The 22,992-nt window shown below is 67.2% G+C and carries 18 protein-coding genes; 4 read left to right on the top strand and 14 right to left on the bottom strand.

The features are described 5' to 3' along the window. Positions 1–55: 55 nt before the first annotated feature. Genes APT63_17570 through APT63_17560 form a run of 3 tightly spaced genes read right to left on the bottom strand, consistent with a single transcriptional unit; the run spans position 56 to position 3,073 of the window. Entirely contained in the window at positions 56–778 is a 723-nt protein-coding gene (locus tag APT63_17570; GenBank protein AMA47276.1) for a cobalt-precorrin-6A reductase, read from the bottom strand. Next, positions 775–1,869, bottom strand: coding sequence for a cobalt-precorrin-5B (C(1))-methyltransferase (locus tag APT63_17565; protein AMA47275.1), 1,095 nt, complete (start codon positions 1,867–1,869; stop codon positions 775–777). Before APT63_17565 ends, APT63_17570 begins: the two co-directional genes overlap by 4 nt. Then, positions 1,862–3,073, bottom strand: coding sequence for a precorrin-6Y C5,15-methyltransferase (locus tag APT63_17560; protein AMA47274.1), 1,212 nt, complete (start codon positions 3,071–3,073; stop codon positions 1,862–1,864). The genes APT63_17565 and APT63_17560 overlap by 8 nt, the downstream gene beginning before the upstream one ends. Before the next feature lie 143 nt (positions 3,074–3,216). Here APT63_17560 and APT63_17555 point away from each other — a divergent pair, with 143 nt between their 5' ends. From APT63_17555 to APT63_17540, 4 genes are read left to right on the top strand one after another with little or no spacing between them, the layout of a single operon-like run. Then, entirely contained in the window at positions 3,217–4,539 is a 1,323-nt protein-coding gene (locus APT63_17555) for a precorrin-3B synthase (protein ID AMA47273.1), read from the top strand. Continuing rightward, positions 4,532–5,158 carry a precorrin-8X methylmutase gene (locus APT63_17550; protein ID AMA47272.1) on the top strand — a complete coding sequence of 209 codons (627 nt, stop codon included), beginning with the start codon at positions 4,532–4,534 and terminating at the stop codon, positions 5,156–5,158. The genes APT63_17555 and APT63_17550 overlap by 8 nt, the downstream gene beginning before the upstream one ends. After that, on the top strand, positions 5,155–5,889 hold the full coding sequence (locus APT63_17545; protein AMA47271.1) for a precorrin-2 C(20)-methyltransferase: 735 nt from the start codon (positions 5,155–5,157) through the stop codon (positions 5,887–5,889). The genes APT63_17550 and APT63_17545 overlap by 4 nt, the downstream gene beginning before the upstream one ends. Further along, positions 5,877–7,589, top strand: a complete 1,713-nt coding sequence (locus APT63_17540; protein AMA47270.1) for a precorrin-3B C(17)-methyltransferase — start codon at positions 5,877–5,879, stop codon at positions 7,587–7,589. The genes APT63_17545 and APT63_17540 overlap by 13 nt, the downstream gene beginning before the upstream one ends. 554 nt (positions 7,590–8,143) lie before the next feature. Here the strand turns inward: APT63_17540 and APT63_17535 are convergent. The 11 genes from APT63_17535 to APT63_17485 form a co-directional block, all read right to left on the bottom strand. Further along, positions 8,144–10,909 (bottom strand): hybrid sensor histidine kinase/response regulator, encoded by a 2,766-nt coding sequence (locus tag APT63_17535; GenBank protein AMA47269.1) that lies wholly within the window; start codon positions 10,907–10,909, stop codon positions 8,144–8,146. Between the two features lie 138 nt (positions 10,910–11,047). Continuing rightward, positions 11,048–12,340 carry a phosphoribosylamine--glycine ligase gene (locus APT63_17530; GenBank protein AMA47268.1) on the bottom strand — a complete coding sequence of 431 codons (1,293 nt, stop codon included), beginning with the start codon at positions 12,338–12,340 and terminating at the stop codon, positions 11,048–11,050. A 182-nt stretch (positions 12,341–12,522) separates the two neighbouring features. Beyond that, entirely contained in the window at positions 12,523–14,130 is a 1,608-nt protein-coding gene (gene purH, locus APT63_17525) for a bifunctional phosphoribosylaminoimidazolecarboxamide formyltransferase/inosine monophosphate cyclohydrolase (GenBank protein AMA47267.1), read from the bottom strand. An 80-nt stretch (positions 14,131–14,210) separates the two neighbouring features. Then, a complete protein-coding gene (locus tag APT63_17520; protein ID AMA47266.1) occupies positions 14,211–14,531 on the bottom strand; it encodes a Fis family transcriptional regulator in 321 nt (106 codons plus the stop codon). After that, a complete protein-coding gene (locus APT63_17515; protein ID AMA47265.1) occupies positions 14,528–15,541 on the bottom strand; it encodes a tRNA dihydrouridine synthase DusB in 1,014 nt (337 codons plus the stop codon). The genes APT63_17520 and APT63_17515 overlap by 4 nt, the downstream gene beginning before the upstream one ends. Positions 15,542–15,796: 255 nt before the next feature. Further along, positions 15,797–17,074, bottom strand: coding sequence for a hypothetical protein (locus tag APT63_17510; GenBank protein ID AMA47264.1), 1,278 nt, complete (start codon positions 17,072–17,074; stop codon positions 15,797–15,799). A gap of 39 nt (positions 17,075–17,113) precedes the next feature. Next, on the bottom strand, positions 17,114–17,992 hold the full coding sequence (gene prmA / locus APT63_17505; protein ID AMA47263.1) for a ribosomal protein L11 methyltransferase: 879 nt from the start codon (positions 17,990–17,992) through the stop codon (positions 17,114–17,116). A gap of 639 nt (positions 17,993–18,631) precedes the next feature. Then, positions 18,632–19,978, bottom strand: a complete 1,347-nt coding sequence (locus APT63_17500; protein AMA47262.1) for an acetyl-CoA carboxylase biotin carboxylase subunit — start codon at positions 19,976–19,978, stop codon at positions 18,632–18,634. Between the two features lie 17 nt (positions 19,979–19,995). Then, on the bottom strand, positions 19,996–20,457 hold the full coding sequence (locus tag APT63_17495) for an acetyl-CoA carboxylase biotin carboxyl carrier protein subunit (protein AMA47261.1): 462 nt from the start codon (positions 20,455–20,457) through the stop codon (positions 19,996–19,998). Positions 20,458–20,553: 96 nt separating this feature from the next. Beyond that, on the bottom strand, positions 20,554–21,006 hold the full coding sequence (locus APT63_17490; protein ID AMA47260.1) for a 3-dehydroquinate dehydratase: 453 nt from the start codon (positions 21,004–21,006) through the stop codon (positions 20,554–20,556). A gap of 176 nt (positions 21,007–21,182) precedes the next feature. Then, the gene (locus APT63_17485; GenBank protein AMA47259.1) at positions 21,183–22,967 is read right to left on the bottom strand and encodes a protein-disulfide reductase DsbD; all 1,785 of its coding nucleotides are present in this window, start codon (positions 22,965–22,967) and stop codon (positions 21,183–21,185) included. Between the last annotated feature and the right edge of the window lie 25 nt (positions 22,968–22,992).

Raw genomic sequence — 22,992 nt, 5'->3', positions numbered from 1 at the left:
CAAAGCCGCCTGTGGGAGCGGGCTTGCCCGCGATGACGTCCGCCCAGGCGCCGCCCTAGGCGATGCCCAGCGCCTCGGCCAACGTCTCGACGTCGAAGAACGCCCGGTCCACCGCCGGCAGGCAGGGCCGGGCCAGTACCAGCACCGGCACCCCGCGCTCGCGTGCCACCTCGAGCTTGGGCTCGGTGGCACCGCTGCCGCTGTTCTTGCTGACCAGCACGTCGAACTGCCCCCGCGCGAACAAGGCGCGCTCGTCTTCCAGGTAAAACGGCCCACGGGCACCGATCACTTCGCAGCGTGCATTGCCGGGGCAGGCCTCCAGCGCGCGCAGGGTCCAGAACTGGTGCGTCGGAATCTCGTCCAGGTGGCGCAACGGCTCCCGCCCCAAGGTGAACAGCGGTCGCCGGAACGGCGTCAGCGCGTCGATCAGCGCCGGCCAGTCGGCCACCTCGCGCCAATCGTCCTCGGGCCCTGCCTGCCAGGCCGGGCGACGCAGCGCCCAGCACGGGATACCGACGGCCGCCGCCGCGCGTGCCGCGTTGCCACTGATCTGCGCGGCGTAGGGGTGCGTGGCGTCGATCAGCAGGTCGATACGCGCCTCGCGCAGGTAGGCGGCCAGCCCCTCGGCGCCGCCATAGCCGCCCACACGTACCTGGCACGGCAGGTCCTCCGGCACCCGGCCGACCCCGGCCAGGCTGTAAATGTGCTCGGGTCCCAGGCGGCGGGCCAGGGCCAGGGCCTCGGTGACGCCACCGAGCAGCAGCAGGCGCGGCGTCATGCCACCCCCGCCTGGCCGACCAGGCCACCTTGACGGTCGATGGCGAACACCTCCACCTGCACACTGGGCGGCACCACGCTACGCGCGAAGGCCAGCGCGTGAGCGCAGACCGCATCGCCCAGTTCGATGCCTGCCGCCCGCGCCAGCGCCAAGGCCTGCTGGCTGGTGTTGGCGCCGACGATCTCGGCCTGCAGTGTGGCATCGGCGCCCAGCTGCGCCGCCCACCCGGCCAGTTGCGGCAGGTCGATGCTCGAATGACGGCTGTGCAGGTCCATGTGGCCGGCGGCGAGCTTGCTGATCTTGCCGAAGCCGCCGCACAGGCTCAGGCGTGCCACGGGGACCTTGCGCACGTGCTTGAGCACCGCGCCGACGAAGTCGCCCATTTCGATCAGGGCGATCTCGGGCAGGCCGTAGACCCGGCGCATGGTGTCTTCGCTGGCGTTGCCGGTGCAGGCGGCCAGGTGGGTGTAGCCATTGGTGTGGGCGACGTCGATGCCCTGGTGGATCGAGGCGATGTAGGCCGCGCAGGAGAACGGCCGGACGACGCCGCTGGTGCCGAGGATCGACAGCCCGCCCAGGATCCCCAGGCGCGGGTTCATGGTCTTGAGCGCCAGGACGTCGCCGTCTCGCACGTTGACGATGACCTCGAAGCCGCCGGCATGGCCGCAGGCCTCGGCCAGGCGCTGCAGGTGCTCGCCGATCATGCGCCGCGGTACCGGGTTGATCGCCGGTTCGCCCACCGCCAGCACCAGGCCGGGGCGAGTGACCGTGCCGACCCCGACCCCTGCGAAGAAGCGCACCCCCGGCTCGGCGCTCAGCCGCACCTCGCTGTACAGCAGCGCGCCATGGGTGACGTCCGGGTCGTCCCCGGCATCCTTGAGGGTACCGGCTTCGGCGCCCAATGGCGTGAGACGGCAGAATTCCAGGCGCATCTGCACCTCGCGACCCTTGGGCAAGGTGATGCGCACCGCGTCGTCACATTCACCCGTCAGCAGCAGGCGCGCCGCCGCCAGGGCAGTGGCCGTGGCGCAACTGCCGGTGGTCAGGCCGCTGCGCAGCGGCGCGGCCTGTTCGCGGGTCTCTTCACGCATCGAGAGGCTTGACCAGGTCGAGCAGGGTGATCGGCAACGCCTGGCGCCAGGTGTCGAAGCTGCCCAGCGGCTGGGCATGGGCCACGTGCAGGCGGGTCAGTTCGCCGCCATGAATGGCGCGCCATTGCGCCAGGGTCAGCTCGCTCTGCAGGGTGACGGCATTGGCGATCAGGCGCCCACCGGGCTTCAACTGTGCCCAGCACTGCGCCAGCAGGCCGTCGACCGTCACGCCGCCGCCGATGAACACGGCGTCCGGACGTGGCAGGCCCTCCAGAGCACCGGGTGCCTGGCCCCTGACCAGACGCAGCCCGGGGACGCCCAAGGCATCGCGGTTGTGCTCGATGTGCGCTTGACGACCCTCGTCGGCTTCGACGGCGATGGCCCGGCAGCTGGGGTGGGCACGCATCCACTCGATACCGATCGAGCCGCAGCCGGCGCCTACGTCCCAGAGCAGTTCGCCAGGGCGCGGTGCCAGACGGGCCAGGGTAACGGCCCGCACGTCGCGCTTGGTCAACTGGCCGTCATGACGAAAGGCGCTGTCCGGCAGGCCCACCACGGGTGACAACGGGAGCGCCGAGGGATCGGCCAGGCATTCGATGGCCATCACGTTGAGCGCCGCAACCTGTGCATGAGGCCACGCCGCGGCAGTGTCGCTCAGGTGCCGCTCCTCGGCGCCGCCCAGGTGCTCGAACACTTGCACGCGGCTCGGGCCGAAACCGCGTTCGCGCAGCAGAGCCGCAACCTGCGCGGGCGTCTGACCATCGTTGCTCAGCACCAGCAGGCGTACGCCGCTGTACAACTGGGCGTTGAGCGCCGCCAGAGGCCGGGCGACCAGTGACAGCACCTGCACCTCCTGCAAGGGCCAGCCCAATCGCGCTGCCGCCAGGCTGCATGAGGACGGCATGGCGATGACCTGCATCTCGCTGGCCTGGACCTCGCGCGCCAGGCTGGCGCCGACGCCGTAGAACATCGGGTCGCCGCTGGCCAGCACGCAGACCGGTTCACCGCGGCAGGCCAGGACCGGGGCCAGGGAAAACGGACGCGGCCATTCCAGTCGTTCGCCGATCACGCAGCGCGGCAGCAAGGCCAGCTGGCGCGCGCCACCCACGATGCGCGAGGCCGCCAGCAGCGCACGCCGTGCCTGTTTGCCCAGGCCACTGAAGCCGTCTTCTCCGATCCCCACCACCGTCAGCCAGGGCGTCATTGCATTACCTCGTCCATCAGAAGGGCGCGTGCCCCGATTCATTCGCCTCTTCGACCACTGGCTTTTCATGCCGATGGACAAAGCAGGCATAATACCGCGCCTTTCTACCCACCAGCGCACTTTCACGATTGTCGGATGCCCTCTTGAAGCCGGTCCTGCCTCCCGTCGTCTCACCCCGCCCCTCGGCCTGTCCGGGGTTGTGGCGTATCGTCGGCGCGCGTGACGGCGGCATCTGCCGCATCAAGTTGCCCGGCGGCGTGCTGTCGGCCGCGCAGGCCGATGCCGTGGCCGAGGCGGCCCAGCGGTTCGCCGGGGGCGTGATCGAGGCGACCAACCGCGGCAACCTGCAGATTCGCGGGGTCGGTACCGACCACCAGGGCTTGATCGAGCCCTTGCTGGCCGCCGGCCTGGGCCCGCGCGAGGCGGGCAGCGACGATGTGCGCAACCTCATGCTCAGCCCGCTGGCAGGGCTGGACCCGGCCGCGCTGTTCGATGCGCGACCCCTGGCTGAACAGATTCTTGCCTTGCTGGAAGGCACGCCGCGTTTCCACCAGCTGTCGGCCAAGTTCGCCGTGCAGCTGGACGCGGGTGAAACCCTGGCGATGCTCGCCCACCCCCATGACCTTTGGCTGTCGGGCCTCGAACTCGACGGGCAGCCCTGGCTGGCCTTCGGCCTGGCGGGCTGCCCGGCGACCGATGCGCCACTGGGCGCGGTGCCGTTGAACGAAGGCCTGAACCTGGTGAGGGCGGTACTGGCGCGGTTCCTTGACCTGGCCAGCCTGGAGCAGACGCGCATGCGCCAGTTGCTCGAGACGTGTCCTGCCGCGCACTTTCTTGCAGGGCTCGGGTTGCCCATACGCTGCGACGAACCCGTCCGTGCGTGGCGCCGGCCGGCCCAGGCCGCGTGCTGGCTCGGGGTACTGCCCCAGCGCCATGGTCAGGCCCTGGGCCTTGCGCCGCCGCTGGGGCGGTTGACCCCGGCCATGCTGCGCGGCGCGGCGCAGCTGGCGCGCGTCCATGGCGATGGCAGTCTGCGGGTGACCCCTTGGCAAAGCCTGGTCGTGCCCAATGCCAATGCCAAGGCCGCGTCGCTGATCGATGCGCAGGCGCAGGCGCGCCAGCTCGGTCTGTTGACCGGGCCGGACCAGCCTCTGGCGCAACTGATCGCCTGCACCGGCTCGGTGGGCTGCGCCAAAGGGCTGGCCGACACCAAGGGCGATGCCACGATTCTAGCCGACCTGTTGCCCCCGGGCGCGCCGGGCCGCGTGCACCTCAGCGGCTGCGCCCGCTCGTGCGCCGCGGCCCATGTCGCCCCCGCCACCTTGCTGGCCCGCGCCCCGGGCCGCTATGACCTGTATCTGCGCGATGCGCGCCTGCCGGGCTTCGGTGCCCTGCGCGCACGCGACCTCACCTTGAACGAAGCAGGCGCCATGCTCGACCTGCCGACGGAGCACCCCGATGATTGACTACATTCGCGACGGTCAGGAGATCTATCGCAATTCCTTCCGCATCATCCGCGAGGAGGCGCGCCTGGACCGTATTCCGGCCGACCTGGAAAAACTTGCGGTCCGGGTGATCCACGCCTGCGGCATGGTCGACGCCATCGACGGGCTGCAATTCTCGCCAGGCGCGGGCCAGGCTGGGCGTGACGCCCTGGCCAAGGGCGCGCCGATCCTCTGCGACGCGCACATGGTGGCCGAAGGGGTCACCCGCGCCCGCCTGCCGGCCAACAACCCGGTGATCTGCACCCTGCGCGACCCCAGCGTGCCCGGCCTGGCCAAGGATGTCGGCAACACTCGCTCAGCGGTGGCCCTGGAATTGTGGCGTCCTCATCTGGAAGGCAGCGTGGTGGTGATCGGCAATGCCCCGACGGCCTTGTTCTACCTGCTGGAAATGCTCGATGCAGGCGCCCCGAAACCGGCCCTGATCCTGGGCTTCCCGGTCGGCTTCGTCGGCGCGGCCGAGTCCAAGGCCATGCTGGCGGCCGACAGTCGCGGCGTGCCGTTCGTGATCATGCAAGGGCGCCTGGGCGGCAGCGCCATGGCCGCCGCCGCGGTCAACGCCCTGGCCACGGAGGTGGAGTGATGGGCGCACGCGGACGACTGTTCGGGCTGGGGGTAGGGCCCGGCGATCCGGAACTGATCACGGTCAAGGCGCACCGTCTGCTGCGCGAGGTCGCGGTGGTGGCGTACTTCGTCGCCAAGGGCAAGCGGGGCAATGCCTTCGGCATCATCGAGGCGCACCTGACGGCCGAGCAGACCTTGCTGCCGCTGGTGTACCCGGTGACCACCGAGGCGCTGCCGGCGCCCCTGTCCTACGAGCAGGTGATCAGCGACTTCTACGACGAGGCCAGTCGACAGGTCGCGGCGCACCTGGACGCCGGGCGCGACGTCGCGGTGATCTGCGAGGGCGACCCCTTCTTCTACGGCTCGTACATGTACGTGCACGATCGGCTGGCGCAGCAGTACGAGACCGAGGTGGTCCCGGGCGTGTGCTCCATGCTCGGCGGTGCCTCGGTGCTCGGGGCGCCCCTGGTCTACCGCAACCAGAGCCTGTCGGTGCTCTCGGGCGTGCTGCCCCATGACGAACTCAAGCGCCGCTTGGCCGATGCCGATGCGGCGGTGATCATGAAACTGGGCCGCAACTTCATCAAGGTCCGCCAGGTGCTGGTGGAGCTGGGCCTGGACGGGCGTGCGCTGTACGTCGAGCGCGCGACCATGGGCAACCAGAAGATCGTGCCGCTCGAAGCGGTCGATCCGCAGTCTTCGCCTTACTTCTCGCTGATCATCGTGCCGGGGGAAAAATGGCAGGGCTAACCACGCGCAAGGCACCGGCCATCGTCGTGCTCGGCCAAGGTGGCCTGGCCGCCGCCCGGCAGATCCAGGCGCTGTACCCGCAGTCCCAGGTGCATGGCCTGGTCGGGCGCGTGGAGCAGGCCGATGTCGGTTACACGGCCTTCGGCGACACGCTGCGCGCCCTGTATCGACAGGACACGCCGATCATCGCCTTGTGCGCGGCGGGGATCGTCATCCGGGCGCTGGCCAGCCTGTTGAGTGAAAAGGACCACGAGCCGCCGGTACTGGCGGTGGCCGAAGACGGCAGTGCAGTGGTGCCGCTGCTCGGCGGGTTGGGCGGGGTGAACGTCATGGCGCGCGAGATCGGCGCGGCGCTGGCGGTGCCCGCGGCGATCACCACCAGTGGCGAACTGCGGTTCGGCACCTGCCTGCTCAATCCGCCGAGCGGCTATGTGCTGGCGGACCTCGAGCAGGGCAAGCGGTTCGTGTCCGACCTGCTCGGGGGTGAATCACTGCGCATCGAAGGGCAGGCTCCCTGGCTGGCGCCTGCACGGCTGCCGACCGACGCGCAGGCACGCCGCACCCTGTATGTCGGCTGCGAGGCGCGCCCGGCGAACCGCGACGAATTGCTGATCCATGCGCGTCAGGTGGTGGTGGCCCTCGAAGGCCCTGGGCCGACGCTGGTCGCGGAGGTTCGCCAGGCGCTGTCCCAGGCCGCCTTGGCCGAGCCGGCCGTGGCCTGCCTGGTGGCTGGCGCGCAGCACATGGCCGAGCCGAGCCTGCACGAGGCTGCACGCGCCTTGGGTGTGCCGCTGCGCTTCGTGTCCGGTGATGTCCCGGCCGAGGTCTTGCTAGCCCAGGCTTTGCCGGAGGCACGCCGCATCACCACCGACGTCGCCGGTGTCGCGCTGGCCGTGGCCGCGCAGCCGGTGGCGCCCGAGACGGTAGGGCGTGCCCGCGGACGTCTGGCGGTCATCGGCCTCGGGCCGGGCGCCGCCGACCTGATGGTGCCCGCGGTCAAGGCCGAGCTGGCCCGCGCCAACGATGTGCTGGGCTATGAGACCTACGTGCGCATGGCCGGCCCGTTCCGTCCGGACCAGGTGCTGCACTGCACCGACAACCGTGAAGAGATGCAGCGCGCGCGGCACGCTTTCGAACTGGCCGCCCAAGGCCGTTCGGTGGTGGTGGTGTCGTCGGGCGATCCGGGGGTGTTCGCCATGGCGGCGGCGGTGATGGAGGCCCTGCACGCGTCGAGCGATCCGGCCTGGGCCAGGGTCGAGCTGGAGGTGCTGCCGGGCGTGTCTGCCTCGCTGGCCACCGCGGCCCTGTCGGGCGCGCCCTTGGGGCATGACTTCTGCGTGATGTCGCTGTCCGACAACCTCAAGCCCTGGTCGATCATCGAGACCCGGCTGGACCTGGCGGCCCAGGCCGACCTGGCCCTGGCGTTCTACAACCCCATTTCCCGCGCCCGCCCCTGGCAGTTGGGCAAGGCCCTGGACGTGGTGCGCCGTCACCGCGACCCGGCGACGCCGGTCGTGCTCGGCCGCGACGTCGGCCGCCCGGCCCAGGCATTGCGGGTGGTGACCCTGGGCGAGCTGGTGCCGGACATGGTGGACATGCGCACCATGGTGCTGGTGGGGTCATCGACGACCTGCACCTTCGCACGCGCCGAGGGTGGGGTGTGGGTGTATACGCCACGCTGGTATGGCAGCAAGCCGTGAGTGTCGGGCGGTCTGACATCGGTTGGTGATGGGGACTGTGGGAGAGGGGCTGGCTTGTGAGGGCTGGCAGTGACTGGCCTGGCCCTATCGCGGGCAAGCCCGCTCCCACAAGCTGCTTGCGCAGCCATGCCTACACCGACGGCTACAGAAGTCTGGGTGGGAACTGGCTTGCCAGCGATAGGGCCCTGCCAGGCGCCGCATGCGTCGCAGGTAAGCCCACACATCGGCCAATGCGGTCGGGCATGTACCCAGTAGAAAAAGACAGTTGCTCCCACGAGCTGCTTGCGCAGCCATGCTTACATGACGGCTGCAGAGGTCTGGGTGGGAGCTGGCTTGCCAGCGATAGGGCCCTGCCAGGCGCCGCCTGCTTCGCAGGTAAGCCCACACATCAGCCAATGCGGTCGGGCATGTACCGAGTAGAAAAAGACAGTTGCTCCCAGAGGGGGCTGCATTTCAAGCCTGCATCCCAGCGGTTATTTGCTCGTGAACCGGTCCTGTGGGAGCGGGCTTGCCCGCGATGAGCCCCCAGGGCGCTTGAGCGTTTGGCAGGTGCCTCACGACGTGCGCTTTCCCGCCTGATACGCCCGCTGGCTGACCCAGTGCTGCACCAGTTCGCGCAGTTGCGACAGCTCCACCGGTTTGGCCATGTGCCCGTCCATGCCGGCCTGCAAGGCGCGGTCCTTGTGTTCGGACAGGATGTGCGCGGTCAGGGCCACGATCGGGGTGCGGGGGCGCTGCTGCTCGGCTTCCCAGGCGCGCAGCCGTTCGGTGGCCGAAAAGCCGTCGAGCACGGGCATCTCGCAGTCCATCAACACCAGGTCGTAACGTTTGCGCTGCATGGCCTGCAAGGCTTCCTCGCCGTTGCTGGCGGTGTCGGGCTCCAGGTTGAGCTTGCCGAGCATGCCGCGGATCACCTTGGTGGAGATGCTGTTGTCTTCGGCCACCAGGATGTGGAAGTCGCGGGGCAGCTCCGGTGCCGAGGCGCCCTCGACGCCGAGGGGCAGGGCGGCTTCCCGGCCACGCTGCGCCAGCTCCTCGGCCAGGGTGGTCTTGAGTGTGTAGCCGGCCACCGGCTTGGCCAGGATGCGCTTGATGCCGGCGTTGCGCGCGACCACCCGGCTTGGGGCATTGCTGATGCCGGTGAGCATGATCACCAGGATGTCATGGTTCAGGCTCGGGTCTTCCTTTATCCGGGCCGCCAGGTGCATGCCGGTCATGCCCGGCATGTTCTGGTCGAGCAGCACCACGTCGAAGTAGTCGCGCAGGTGCGCCTTGGTGCGCAGCATCGCCAGGGCCTCCTTGCCCGAGGCCACCGCACTGACGTTCATGCCCCAGGCGCTGCACTGCTGGACCAGCACCTTGCGACAGGTCTCGTTGTCGTCCACCACCAGCACCCGTGCATCGCGCAGCGACTCGTCCAGGTCGGTCGGCGATTGTTGCAGGCGCTTCGGGTCGAGCGGCAGGGTCAGCCAGAGGGTATTGCCCAGTCCACGGGTGCTCTTGATGTTGAACTCACCCTGCATCAGCCCCACCAGCTGCTTGGCGATGACCAGCCCCAGATGCCCGCCCAGTTCGTGGTCGGACAGGAAGTGCCGGCTGTGCAGTTCGGACTGCAACAGCGCCTCGCGCTCGACCTCGGGCATCGGCGCGCCGTTGTCCTGCACCGCGATACGCAGCCGTGGTGACTCGCCGCGCTGCTCGAGTGCCACCGCCAGCAGGATCTCGCCTTGCTCGGTGTTCTTGAGGGCGTTGTCCAACAGGCTCGACAGCGCCTGGCGCAGGCGCGTCGGGTCGCCGCTGATCACCTTGGGCACCAAGGGATGGGTGAAGCTGATCAGCTCGATGTCCTGCTGTTCGGCCTTGGCGCGGAAGATGTCCAGGCAGTCCTCGAGCAGCGCGTTGAGGTCGAACTGCACGTCGTCGAGTTCGATCTGCCGCGATTCGAGCTTGGAGATGTCGAGGATCTCGTTGATCAGCGTCAGCAGCTCGTTACCGGCGCTGTGGATGGTCTGCACGTAGTCGCGCTGCTTGACCGACAGCGGTGTGCCCAGCAGCAGTTCGGTCATGCCCAGCACCCCGTTCATCGGCGTGCGGATCTCATGGCTGATCTTGGACAGGAACTCGGCCTTGGCATTGGTTTCGGCATCGCTGGCGGCCAGGGCCCGGCTGGCGCTGATGCGCGCCAGGCTGATCTTGCGCAGGCGCTCGCCCACGGCCATGTTGAACAGCACGCCGCTGATCACCGTCATGCCCATCAGTGTGCACAGCAACCAGGGCATGGGCGTACGGGTGAACGCCAGCAGGGCCGGCAGCAGCACCAGGCCGCCCAGGGTAAACACCAGCATGGCGGCGATGAACAGGCGGGCAGGGGCATAGCCGCGGTGGCCATGGTAGATCGCCACCGCCAGCATGCTCAGGCTGCCGAGGGCCAGCAGGCCATAGGTCATCAGGTTCAGCGGCAAGGTGTCGACGAACAGCAGGACCAGGCCGCTGATACCGGCGACCAGAATCTCGACCTGCAGCAGCCGATTCAAGCGTGCCGATTGGCAGGGAGCGAAGAAGTGCTGGGTGAAATACAGCCCGGACATGCCTGCCAGCACCAGCGTCAGGTAGGCCGCCGGCGTCTGCGCGGTGTGCCAGAGGTGCCACCAGGGGCCGCTGAGGTTCAGCAGGATCAGGGCGCTGAGCAGCATCAGCCCGTGGTACAGCGCCAGCACCAGGCAGGTGCTGGAGCGCGAATGGAAGAAGCGGATCAGGTTGTGCAGGATCAGCATCACCAGCCCGCCGAACAGCATCCCGAACAACAGCGGCTGGAATTGATGGGCCGCAGCGACCGCAGCGGTCTCCAGGGTGATCGCCGGGCGCAGCTGGTGTTCGGAGACCAGCCGCAGGTAGATGTCCAGGGGACGGTCGGCGTTGGGCAGCGCCAGCACATGGTCGCTGCTGCGCAAGGTCGGGCTGCTGCCGGTCGTGTCGCGCCCATGGTGCAGCTGGCGCACCACGGCCTGGCCGTCCAGGGCGTACAGGTCCAGGCGCGAGAGATCGGGGGCGAAGATCCGCAGCAGGCGTTCCTGCTGGCCGGGTTCGAGTCGGTAATGCAGCCACAGGGCTTGGTCCGGCAGGGCGGCATCCAGCTCGTTCAGGCGCAGGGGGCTGAACTGGTGGCGGTAGCGATCGGAACGCACGTCGCTCAATTGCAGGTTGGCCTGCTCGTCGAGCAGCACGGCCCAGCCGTCGCCTTGGTTGGCGGTGGCCGGCGGCAGGCAGAGCAAGGTCAGCGCACTGAAGATCAGGACAATGGCAATCCGAAGCCGACGCACGACGAGTTCCCTTCTTTGCTAGGTGCCGGGGTCGCCACTATGCGTGGCATACCAAGGCGAAGGCAAGGCCCGGGGAGGGCCTTGCGACGAACCGGGGACAGCGCGTGACGGGTCTTGCGTTGTCCGGTCCGCAGGCGATCAGTGCTGCTCGCCACGCTCACGGGCAATGGCACGGTAACCGATGTCACTGCGGTAGAAACCGCCGTCCCAACGGATCTGCTTGGCCAGGCGGTAGGCCTGTTGCTGGGCCGCCTCGACCGTCTCGCCCATGGCCGTGGCACACAGTACGCGCCCGCCACTGGTGACGACCTGGCCGTCTTTCAGTGCCGTACCGGCATGGAAGACCTTGCCTTCGAGCGCCGCAGCAGCGTCCAGGCCGCTGATCGGGGTGCCCTTGGCATAATCGCCGGGGTAACCGCCGGCAGCCAGGACCACGCCCAGGCTCGGCCGTGGGTCCCACTGGGCTTCGACCTTGTCCAGTGCCTTGGCGAACGCCGCTTCGATCAGCAGCACCAGGCTCGACTCCAGGCGCAGCATGACCGGTTGGGTTTCCGGGTCGCCGAAGCGGCAGTTGAACTCGATGACCTTGGGGTTGCCGGCCTTGTCGATCATCAGGCCTGCGTAGAGGAAGCCGGTGTAGACGTTGCCTTCCTCGGCCATGCCGCGCACCGTCGGCCAGATCACCTGGTCCATGACGCGCTGGTGCACCTCGGCCGTCACCACGGGGGCGGGGGAGTAGGCGCCCATGCCGCCGGTGTTCGGGCCGCTGTCGCCGTCGCCGACGCGCTTGTGGTCCTGGCTGGTGGCCATCGGCAGCACGTTGTGGCCGTCGACCATGACGATGAAGCTGGCTTCCTCGCCGTCGAGGAACTCCTCGATCACCACCCGCGAACCGGCGTCACCGAAGGCGTTGCCGGCCAGCATGTCGCGCACGGCGGCTTCGGCTTCTTCCAGGGTCATGGCGACGATGACGCCCTTGCCTGCGGCCAGGCCATCGGCCTTGATCACGATCGGCGCGCCTTTCTCGCGCAGGTAGGCCAGCGCCGGCTCGATCTCGGTGAAGTTCTGGTAGTCGGCGGTCGGGATCTTGTGACGGGCCAGGAAGTCCTTGGTGAAGGCCTTGGAGCCTTCCAGCTGCGCCGCGCCCTTGGTCGGGCCGAAGCAGTCCAGGCCACGGCTGCGGAACAGGTCGACCACGCCGATGACCAGCGGGGCTTCAGGGCCGACGATGGTCAGGTCGACGTTCTGCTCGGCGAAGTCGGCGAGCTGCTCGAGGGCCGTGACGGCAATGTCGACGTTCTCGCACTTGGCTTCGGTGGCGGTGCCGGCGTTGCCTGGCGCGACGAAGACTTTTTCGACGCGGGGGTCCTGAGCGACTTTCCACGCCAGCGCGTGTTCGCGACCGCCATTGCCGATGATCAAAACTTTCATGTCAAAACCTCGAAATCTGTCGAACGGGAAGCGTTGCTTCGCGCGGTACGAGGTCGCAATGAAGTAGGTAGATGCCAGGCGGGGCCGGTTTCGCTGAGCGCAGTTGCCTGATGGCAATGAGCATCGGCGGAACCGGCCCCAACGCAGCAGATGCCTGCTTCAGTGCGGCCGATTGCGTTGAGTCAGTGGCGGAAGTGGCGCATGCCGGTAAATACCATGGCGATACCCGCTTCGTCGGCCGCGGCGATCACTTCGGCGTCACGCATCGAGCCGCCTGGCTGGATCACGGCGCTGATGCCGACCTTGGCCGCATTGTCGATGCCGTCGCGGAACGGGAAGAACGCGTCCGAGGCCATGACCGCACCCTGCACCTGCAGCCCGGCGTGCTCGGCCTTGATGGCGGCGATACGGGCGGAGTTGACGCGGCTCATCTGACCGGCGCCGACACCGATGGTCTGGCGGTTCTTGGCGTAGACGATGGCATTGGACTTGACGAACTTGGCCACTTTCCAGGCGAACACCAGGTCGTGGATCTCCTGCTCGGTCGGGGCACGACGGGTGACGATCTTCAGGTCGTCGGCGGTGATCATGCCGTTGTCGCGGCTCTGCACCAGCAGGCCACCGTTGACCCGCTTGAAGTCCCAGCCGGCGGCACGCTCGGCCGGCCACTGGCCGCACTCGAGCAGGCGCACGTTCTGCTTGGTGGCGACCACGTCGCGGGCGGCCTGGGAGATGCTCGGGGCGATGATCACTTCGACGAACTGACGCTCGACGATGGCCTGGGCGGTGGCGCCGTCCAACTCGCGGTTGAAGGCGATGATACCGCCGAACGCCGACTCGCTGTCGGTGGCGTAGGCCAGCTCGTAGGCCTGGCGAATGCCGCCTTCGGCGTCCAGGGCAACGGCCACGCCGCAGGGGTTGGCGTGCTTGACGATCACGCAGGCCGGCTTGGTGAAGCTCTTCACGCATTCCAGCGCGGCGTCGGTGTCGGCCACGTTGTTGAACGACAGTTCCTTGCCTTGCAGCTGCACGGCGGTGGAGATGCTGGCTTCGCCCTTCTTGGCCTCGACGTAGAACGCCGCGCTCTGGTGCGGGTTCTCGCCGTAGCGCATTTCCTGCGCCTTGACGAACTGGCTGTTGAAGGTGCGCGGGAACTCGCTGCGCGCGTCGGTGGCCAGGGTCTCGCGGGACTGGTCGATGGTGCCCATGTAGTTGGCGATCATGCCGTCGTAGGCGGCGGTGTGCTCGAATGCCTTGAGCATCAGGTCGAAGCGCTGGGCGTAGGTCAGGCCACCGGCCTTGAGGCCGTCGATCACGCTGGCGTAGTCGCTGGCGTTGACCACGATGGCCACGTCCTTGTGGTTCTTGGCCGCCGAGCGGACCATGGTCGGGCCGCCGATGTCGATGTTCTCGACCGCCGTCGGCAGGTCACAGCCTGGCTTGGCGATGGTCGCTTCGAAAGGGTAGAGGTTGACGGCCACCAGGTCGATCGGCTGGATGCCGTGCTCGGCCATGATGGCATCGTCGGTGCCGCGGCGGCCGAGGATGCCACCGTGGATCTTCGGGTGCAGGGTCTTGACCCGGCCGTCCATCATTTCGGCGAAGCCGGTGTAATCGGCCACTTCCACCGCGTCGACGCCATTGTCCTTGAGCAGCTTGTAGGTGCCGCCGGTCGACAGGATCTCGACGCCCAGCTGTTGCAGTTCACGAGCGAATTCGAGGATACCGGTCTTGTCGGAGACGCTGATCAAGGCGCGGCGGATCGGCAGGCGGGTAGTCTGGTCGGTCATTTCGGATTCCATAACGCGGTGGAGTCAGCAAAAAAGGCGACCTCATCGAATGGGAGTCGCCTTTTCTGGTTGGGATTGGGTTACAGCAGATCGTACTGCTTGAGCTTCTTGCGCAAGGTGCCCCGGTTGAGTCCGAGCATCTCGCTGGCCTTGGTCTGATTGCCCTTGACGTAGTTCATCACGCTTTCGAGCAGCGGCGCCTCCACTTCGGAGAGCACCAGGTTGTACACGTCCGTGACGGTCGCGCCTTCGAGGTGGGCGAAGTAGTTGTGCAGCGCCTTTTCCACGCTGCCGCGCAGGGTCCGGCCCTCTTCGCTCGGCGTGTTCAGGTGCTGTTTGAGGTTGACGTTGTCGCTCACGGGCGTTGTTCCACTCACTAAAGTCTCGGTCATCATCGTCATGCGGCCACCCCTGGTCCTTCCGTTGTCTCAAGGCTCTGTCGACGTTCCTCGAAGAATTCGCGAACGTTGGCGCACTGCGCTTGTGTCTCTTCCAAGGCATTGAATCGCTGGCGAAACTCCTTTCCGCCCGGTTGTGTCGCCAGGTACCAGCTCACGTGCTTGCGCGCGATGCGCACACCCATCACATCCCCATAGAAAGCATGCAATGCGGCCAGGTGCCCCAGCAGGATGTATTCCACCTCGTCCAGCCCCGGCGCCGGCAGCGTCTCGCCGGTGCGCAGGTAATGCTCGATCTCGCGGAAGATCCACGGCCGACCTTGCGCCGCACGGCCGATCAGCAGACCGTCGACCCCGGTCGCCTCGAGCACGGCGCGAGCCTTGACCGGCGAGGTGATGTCGCCATTGGCGAAGACCGGGATCGACACCGCCTGCTTGATCTGCGCGATGGTGTCGTACTCGGCTTCGCCGGTGTACAGGTCGGCACGGGTACGGCCGTGCACCGCCAGGGCCTGGATACCGGCCTGCTCGGCGATTTTCGCCACGTTCAGGCCGTTCTTGTTGTCCCGGTCCCAACCGGTGCGGATCTTCAGGGTCACCGGGACGTCCACGGCGCCGACCACGGCGTGCAGGATCTCGGTGACCAGCGCTTCATCTCTCAATAAAGCAGAGCCTGCCGCCTTGTTGCAGACTTTTTTCGCCGGGCAGCCCATGTTGATGTCGATGATCTGCGCCCCCGACTCCACATTGGCCCGCGCGGCAGCCGCCAGCATCTGGGCATCGCCACCGGCGATCTGGACCGAGCGAGGCTCGGGATCGCCCTCGTGGATGCGACGCAGGCGCGACTTGCGGCTGTTCCAGAGACGCAGGTCGCTGGTGACCATCTCCGACACCACCATGCCAGCGCCCAGCCGTTGGCAGAGCGTACGGAAAGGCTGGTCCGTGACCCCGGCCATGGGCGCAAGGATCAGGTTGTTCCGTAATGTGTAAGGGCCGATGCGTACCGCCGACATAGGTGTTCCCTGTTGTGGGGCCGGATCATGGGAGTTCGAAAAAGGGATCGCATGATACCCGCTCTCGGTGACTGGATAAAGATGGAATTGGATAAAATCTGAGCAATTGGAGGGGCAGGCGACGAGCTTCGGGGTTTGAGTGGCGAGCGGTAAGCGGCAAGCTGCAAGCAAGAGCAGATCTGCGAAACGCCGCGATCTGCTTTTACTTGCAGCTTGCCGCTTGGAGCTTGTTGCTCAGAGATGGCCGCTCCCGGCTCACTGGGGCGAACGGAAGCTGAGGCTGTAGTTCACCGCATTGGGCCCGGGGTCGAGGATGTCGAGGGCGATGTGGATGGGGGTCTGGCTGGGCATGTCGCCGCGTCCGGCCAGTTCGCCGCTGAGGTACTCGGTGGGCTTGAAGCGGCGGCTGGCGATCAGTTGGCCATTGAGGTCGGCGAAGCGCAGCTCGAGCAGGGGAAACGGCTGGGCGAAGGGCGCACGGTTGTAGATGATCGCGTCGACGATGAGCGCGCCCTTGAAGTCCGGGTGGCTGCGCACCACCAGGTTGCTGCTCTTGATCCGATCGATGTCGACCCGGGTCGGCACCTGGCAGCCAAAGGCCGGGCAGAGGCTCTGGAACAGGGGGCGGTACTGGTCCTGGCGGGCGAGCGCGTCGAAGTGATAGATGACGTATTGCAGCGCCAGCCCGGCCAGGGCCAGCAGGATCAGCACGCCCCAGAGGATGCGCTTGCGCCAGTTGGGCTTGGGTTTCTGCCAATCCAGGCGCAAGGGGTCGTCGATCACGTGGATCAACGGTTCCTTGCGTCGCGTCTCCAGCAGGGGCTGGCCCAGGCCTGGCTCGATACGGTCCGCATCGTCCGGGGTCAGGGTGTGGGCGCTGAGCCGGTCGTCGGCCTCCGGGGTGTCCGCCGCTGACAGCGACCCCAGGGGCACGGAGGGCTCCGCGGTGTCGCGCAGGTCGCCGAGCCGGGGCTGGTCGGCCTCGACCGGCGTGTCCACGGTGGCGTCGAGGCTCAGGGTCGGCTCGTCACGCTCGAGCAGGGCCGGCACCTCGTGGGGCAAGGTGTCGTCGTGCTCGAGCGTGGCAGGGACCGGCTCGTGGTCGTCGTCCGATGCCGTGCCGAACGGGCGCTCGTCCTGGGGCTCGGCGCGAGGGTCATCGCGTCGTGCATGCAGGCTTGCCGCCTGCCGTGGCGCACGGGTCTCGGCGGGCTGATCACGCTGTTCCAGACGTGCCAGTTCCTCGTCGAGGTCGACCTCGTCCAGCGTGCTGTGGGTCCAGTCATGGGCCGGCGCCACCGCCTGGGCAGGAGCGGGCGTTACCGAGACAGGCGCATCCAGGGCAGGTGCCTGAACGGGCTGCTCGGCGGCCTCGCTCTGCGCACGATGCGCTTCGAGCAGCTGCTTGGCCGCATTGAACATCTGCATGCAGGCGCCACAGCGCACCACCCCTCGGGCGACGCCGAGCTGGTGATGCGTGACGCGAAAGCGTGTCTGGCAATGCGGGCACTGGGTGACGAAGCTGTCGCTCATACGCCGGTCCTGAGTCTGCGGGAGTGCAAGGCGAGGCGGTCAGCGACGACGGCCGCTGATCCGGACCCAGCCGTCGCGCACGACGATCGGGTCCAGGTCGAAGGCCTCGGCGTAGGCGTCGGCGACTTCCTGGCCCTGTTCGGCCAGGATGCCGGAGAGGGCCAGCAGGCCACCCGGACGGATCAGGCCGGACAGCTGAGGCGCGAGCGACACCAGCGGGCCGGCCAGGATGTTAGCCACCAGCACGTCGGCTTGCAGCGCCGGCAGTTGCTCGGGCAGGAACAGGCTCAGGCGCGCGTCGGCGATGCCGTTGCGCCCGGCGTTGTCGCGCGAGGCCTCCAGTGCCTGCACGTCGATGTCGGTGCCGATCGCTTCACGGGCGCCGAGCAGCAGGGCGGCAATCGCCAGGATCCCCGAGCCACAGCCGAAATCCAGGACCTGGACGCCGTCCAGCGCCTGGGCGTCGAGCCACTCCAGGCACAGCGCCGTGGTCGGGTGCGTGCCGGTGCCGAAGGCCAGGCCGGGGTCGAGCAGCAGGTTCACCGCCTGGGCATCCGGCGCCTCGTGCCAGCTCGGCACGATCCACAGACGCTGACCAAAACGCATGGGCTGGAAGTTGTCCATCCAGCTGCGTTCCCAGTCCTGGTCTTCGATCACCTCGGCCTGGTGCTCGGGCAGCTCGGCATCGGTCAGCAGGCGCAGGTGCGCGAACACACTGTCGGGCGGGGTATCGGCTTCGAACAGCGCCAGCAGGTGGGTGTTGCTCCACAGCGGCGTGGTGTTGAGGTCTGGCTCGAAGATCGGCTGGTCCTCGGCGTCCATGAAGGTGACCGAGACGGCGCCGACTTCCAGCAGCGCATCTTCGTAGGTTTCGGCTTGTTCCGGGCTGATGGCCAGGCGTACTTGCAGCCAGGGCATGGCGGGTACCTGTGACAGATTCGAGAAGGGCAGCGCCAGGCTGCCAGAGGCGTGCAGTCTACTTGAGTGCAGGGGGTTTGTGCAGAAGGGTAAGGCAGCGCAGGCTGTCGCGGTCTTGGTCTTTTTTCAGCAGATACCCAGGCCTGATGCCCCTTTGTGGGAGCGGGCTTGCCCGCGATGCAGGCGGCGACGGGCCGGACGCTATCGCGGGCAAGCCCGCTCCCACAAGCTGTTTGCGCAGCCATGCCTACACCGACACGCTGCAGAGATCTGGGTGGGAGCTGGCTTGCCAGCGATAGGGCCCTGTCAGGCGCCGCCTGCGTCGCGGGTAAGCCCATACATCAGCACTTGGCAGAAACCGTAGAATCTCTCGCAGTCTCCGATACCAGGTGCACATCGTCAGCACGTTCAGGCATGGCTCGGGACGGGAGCGTGCAATCGCTCCTGCAGGTGATCACCTCAATCTGTGGCGATAGCGGTAACCTTGGCATTGCCAGTCGTCACGTCTGGACAGCCATAAAAAAATCCGGCACCAGAGCCTGGTACCGGATTTTTTCGAAACGCCTCGCCTGGACGCGCGCTGCTCAGGTGAACAGCCTCACGGCCCAGGGGCGAGGTGCCCTGACGCCTACCCGTCGATCACGCCTGGTCAGCCAGTTTGTGTTCGAGGTAGTGGATGTTGACGCCGCCCTTGCAGAAGGCTTCGTCGCGCACCAGGTCCCGGTGCAGCGGGACGTTGGTCTTGATGCCGTCGACGATGATCTCGTCCAGGGCATTGCGCATGCGCGCCATGGCTTCGTCGCGGTCCTTGCCGTAGGTGATCAGCTTGCCGATCAGCGAGTCGTAGTTCGGCGGAACCGTGTAGCCGCTGTACAGGTGCGAATCGACCCGCACGCCGTTGCCGCCTGGCGCGTGGAAGTGCTTGACGGTGCCAGGGCTCGGGACGAACTTGCGCGGGTCTTCGGCGTTGATCCGGCACTCCAGCGAGTGACCGCGGATGACCACGTCGTCCTGGGTGAACGACAGCTTGTTGCCAGCGGCGATGCTCAGCATCTCCTTGACGATGTCGATCCCGGTGACCATCTCCGACACCGGATGCTCCACCTGTACGCGGGTGTTCATCTCGATGAAGTAGAAGTTGCCGTCTTCGTACAGGAACTCGAAGGTCCCCGCACCGCGGTAGCCGATCTCGACGCAGGCCTGCACGCAGCGGGCGAAGACTTCCTGGCGGGCCTTCTCGTCGATGCCGGGGGCCGGCGCTTCTTCGAGGACCTTCTGGTGGCGACGCTGCAACGAGCAGTCACGGTCGCCCAGGTGAATGGCGTTGCCCTGGCCATCGGACAGGACCTGCACTTCCACGTGACGTGGGTTGGTCAGGAACTTCTCCAGGTAGACCATCGGGTTGCCGAAGGCGGCGCCGGCTTCGTTGCGGGTCAGCTTGGCCGAGGAAATCAGGTCCTCTTCCTTGTGCACCACACGCATGCCGCGACCACCACCGCCACCGGCGGCCTTGATGATCACCGGATAGCCGACTTCGCGGGCGATGGCCAGCGCAGCGTCTTCGTCTTCCGGCAGCGGGCCGTCGGAACCTGGCACGGTCGGGACGCCCGACTTGATCATGGCGTCCTTGGCCGACACCTTGTCGCCCATCAGGCGGATGGTGTCCGCTTTCGGGCCGATGAAGGCGAAGCCGGATTTCTCGACCTGCTCGGCGAAGTCGGCGTTTTCCGCCAGGAAGCCATAGCCTGGGTGGATGGCAGTGGCGCCGGTCACTTCGGCCGCGGCGATGATCGCCGGGATGTGCAGGTAGGAATCCTTGGACGGCGCCGGGCCGATGCACACGGACTCGTCAGCCAGGCCCAGGTGCATCAGCTCGCGGTCGGCCGTGGAGTGGACGGCGACGGTCTTGATGCCCAGCTCCTTGCACGCACGCAGGATCCGCAGGGCGATTTCGCCGCGGTTGGCGATCAGAACTTTTTCCAACATCGGAGGCTCTCCGCGGTTCAAACGATGGTGAACAGCGGCTGGTCGAACTCAACCGGCTGGCCGTCTTCTACCAGGATGGCGTCGATGACGCCGCCGATGTCGGCTTCGATGTGGTTCATCATCTTCATGGCTTCGACGATGCACAGGGTGTCGCCCTTCTTCAGGGTCTGGCCCACTTCGGCGAAGTTCGGCGAGGTCGGCGAAGGCTTGCGGTAGAAGGTGCCGACCATCGGCGAGCGGATCACGGTGCCTTTGAGGGCAGGTGCTGCAGCTTCGGCAGCAGGGGCGGCGGCAGCGACAGGGGCTGGCGCAGCGGCAGGTGCCGGTGCGGCGACAGGGGCGGCAAAGTACTGCTGACCGGCTGGGGTCTTGCTGTGACGGCTGATACGGACGGACTCTTCGCCTTCCTTGATCTCCAGCTCGTCGATGCCAGACTCTTCCAGCAGCTCGATCAGTTTCTTGACTTTACGGATATCCATTGAGCAGCAGCTCCCAAGTTTGGTCAGGGATTGAATTGAAAACGTAGCAAAGACGTTTCTCGAGACCCAGGCCCTTCAAGGCCGGGTCGTAGGGCATCAGGGCTGTACGCGCGCAGCCAGGTGTTCCATCGCCGACTCCAGCGCCAGGCGGTAGCCGGTGGCGCCGAGGCCGCAGATCACGCCCACTGCCACGTCGGAGAAGTAGGAGTGGTGACGGAACGGTTCGCGTTTGTGCACGTTCGACAGGTGCACCTCGATGAATGGGATGCTCACCGCCAGCAACGCGTCACGTAATGCGACGCTGGTGTGGGTGAAGGCAGCCGGATTGATCAGGATGAAGTCGACGCCCTCGTCGCGCGCGGCATGGATGCGCTCGATGAGTTCGTACTCGGCATTGCTCTGCAGGTGCAGCAGATGATGGCCGGCGGCATGCGCCTGTTGCACGAGACCCTGGTCGATCTGCGCCAGGGTAGTGGCACCGTAGACCGTGGGTTCACGGGTCCCGAGCAAATTCAGGTTGGGGCCATGCAGCACCAGGAAGGTCGCCATCCGCAGTTCCTTGATCGTGTAGGGCAAGTCGACGTAGCGCGGCGACTATGCCGCAAGCGGCACCCACTGTCCAGTTCCCGGCAATAGCCGGCACGTTACCCGAGAATCGTGGAAAGTATGTGACCAGAATCGCGGCTTTGGTCATTCGGGGTGGAAAATCCCCCTGGAACGGGTGCTTACAGGCCGAACGCTGCACGTACCGTTTGCACGTGGGCAGCAAATTCGGCGGCGTTGATCTCGCCAATGACCCGATCGGTGGTCAGTTCGCTGCCGTTCGCTGCAAAGAACAACAAGGCAGGCGGGCCGAACAGACGATAGCGGTCGAGCAACGCCCGCTGCGCTGCGGTGCTCTGGGTCATGTCCAGGCGCACCAGGCTGAAGCCCTGCAAGCCACGTTTGACGGCAGCGTCGGTCAGCACGTCGCGTTCGATCACCTTGCAGCTGATGCACCAGTCGGCGTACCAGTCGAGCACCACCGGTTGCCCCTGGGCCTGGGCCTTGGCGAGTGCGGCCGCCAGGGCCTCGGGGGTCTCGACCGTCTGCCAGGCCTCGGCGGCGGCCTGCGCTTGAGCAGGGCTGGCTGCCGAAGTAGCCGTGGGCAGAGGCCGCAGTGGATCGCTCTGGCCGCTCAAGGCGCCGTACCAGCAGGCCAGCGCATAAAAGAGCAGGCCGAGGCCGGCCAGCTGCGCCAGACGCTGTACAGGCGTCTTGCTGCCGAACTCCAGCGTGCCGAGGAACAGCGCCACGCCGGCTGACAGCAGGCCAATGGCGAGCAAGGTCAGCGGGCCGGGCAGCACGCGGCTGAGCAGGCCGATGGCCAAGCCCAGCAGCAGCACACCGATGGCGTTCTTCACCGCGCCCAGCCACGGGCCGCTGCGCGGCAACCAGGCCGCGCCACCTGCGGCGATCATCACCAGGGGAGCGCCCATGCCCAGGCCCAGGGCGAAGAGCTTGAGCGCACCGCCGATGGCATCGCCACTGGCGCTGATGTACAGCAGCGCACCGGCCAGCGGCGCCGAGACGCAAGGCGACACCAGTAGGCTGGAGAGCACCCCCAGCACCGCCGCGCCGAGCAGCGATCCCCCTTGGGTACGGTGGGCGATCTGGTCCAGACGGTCGCTCAGGCGCCGTGGCAGACGCAGTTCGAAGACCCCGAACATGGCCAGGGCGAACACCACGAAGAACAGCGAGAAGGGCACCAGAACCCAGGCCGACTGCAAGCGCGCCTGCAGGTTGAGACCGGCGCCGAACACGCCCATCAGGGCGCCGAGCAGCGCGAAGCAGGCGGCCATCGGCAGCACGAACGCCAGCGACAGGCTCAGGCCGCGCACGCCGCCGTTCTGACCACGCAGCACCACCCCCGACAGGATCGGCAGCATCGGCAGGACACAGGGCGTGAAGGTCAGGCCGAGCCCCGCCAGGAAGAACAGGGCCAGCGAGCGCCAGCTCCAGCCTTCGGTCGGTAGACCAGGCGGCGTGGCCGTGGCGCCTGCGCTGCCGGCGATCGCCAGGCGTTCGGTTTCCGGTGGGTAGCACAGCCCCTTGTCGGCGCATCCCTGGTAGGTCACCAGCAGGGTGAAGGGACGCGTCTCGTCTGCTGGGCGCGGGATCTCCACGTCCAGCACGCCATGGTAGACCTCGACGTCGCCGAAGAACTCGTCATGCTTGGCTTCGCCTGCCGGCAGGCGAGGGGTGCCCAGGGCGATGTCCGCCGGTTCGGTCTTGAATTGCAGGCGGTGACGGTAGAGGTAATACCCTTCGGTGGCGACGAAGCGTAGTTTGAGGGTCTGCGGATCGTCGCTGTCGACCCGGCTGAGGGCGAATGCCTCACGCACCGGGAGGAAGTCCGCGCCGCTCTGGGAGGCGGCACCCAAGGTGGCGCTGGGGCGGTTGTCGAGCAGGCCGGCGGCACAGACAGGCAGGGCCAGCGACAGGAGCAGCAGGAAGAACAGGCGGCGCATGGTGGTCTCGCACGGTGGAACGTGG

It is taken from the genome of Pseudomonas monteilii (assembly GCA_001534745.1).
GTDB classification, from domain to species: domain Bacteria; phylum Pseudomonadota; class Gammaproteobacteria; order Pseudomonadales; family Pseudomonadaceae; genus Aquipseudomonas; species Aquipseudomonas alabamensis.
This window is presented reverse-complemented; position numbering and strand designations above follow the sequence as displayed.

Coding starts and splice junctions, on each gene's coding strand:
- APT63_17570 (AMA47276.1), bottom strand. CDS start 778: ATGACGCCGCGCCTGCTGCTGCTCGGTGGCGTCACCGAGGCCCTGGCC.
- APT63_17565 (AMA47275.1), bottom strand. CDS start 1,869: ATGCGTGAAGAGACCCGCGAACAGGCCGCGCCGCTGCGCAGCGGCCTG.
- APT63_17560 (AMA47274.1), bottom strand. CDS start 3,073: ATGACGCCCTGGCTGACGGTGGTGGGGATCGGAGAAGACGGCTTCAGT.
- APT63_17550 (AMA47272.1), top strand. CDS start 4,532: ATGATTGACTACATTCGCGACGGTCAGGAGATCTATCGCAATTCCTTC.
- APT63_17540 (AMA47270.1), top strand. CDS start 5,877: ATGGCAGGGCTAACCACGCGCAAGGCACCGGCCATCGTCGTGCTCGGC.
- APT63_17530 (AMA47268.1), bottom strand. CDS start 12,340: ATGAAAGTTTTGATCATCGGCAATGGCGGTCGCGAACACGCGCTGGCG.
- purH (AMA47267.1), bottom strand. CDS start 14,130: ATGACCGACCAGACTACCCGCCTGCCGATCCGCCGCGCCTTGATCAGC.
- APT63_17520 (AMA47266.1), bottom strand. CDS start 14,531: ATGACGATGATGACCGAGACTTTAGTGAGTGGAACAACGCCCGTGAGC.
- APT63_17515 (AMA47265.1), bottom strand. CDS start 15,541: ATGTCGGCGGTACGCATCGGCCCTTACACATTACGGAACAACCTGATC.
- APT63_17510 (AMA47264.1), bottom strand. CDS start 17,074: ATGAGCGACAGCTTCGTCACCCAGTGCCCGCATTGCCAGACACGCTTT.
- prmA (AMA47263.1), bottom strand. CDS start 17,992: ATGCCCTGGCTGCAAGTACGCCTGGCCATCAGCCCGGAACAAGCCGAA.
- APT63_17500 (AMA47262.1), bottom strand. CDS start 19,978: ATGTTGGAAAAAGTTCTGATCGCCAACCGCGGCGAAATCGCCCTGCGG.
- APT63_17495 (AMA47261.1), bottom strand. CDS start 20,457: ATGGATATCCGTAAAGTCAAGAAACTGATCGAGCTGCTGGAAGAGTCT.
- APT63_17490 (AMA47260.1), bottom strand. CDS start 21,006: ATGGCGACCTTCCTGGTGCTGCATGGCCCCAACCTGAATTTGCTCGGG.
- APT63_17485 (AMA47259.1), bottom strand. CDS start 22,967: ATGCGCCGCCTGTTCTTCCTGCTGCTCCTGTCGCTGGCCCTGCCTGTC.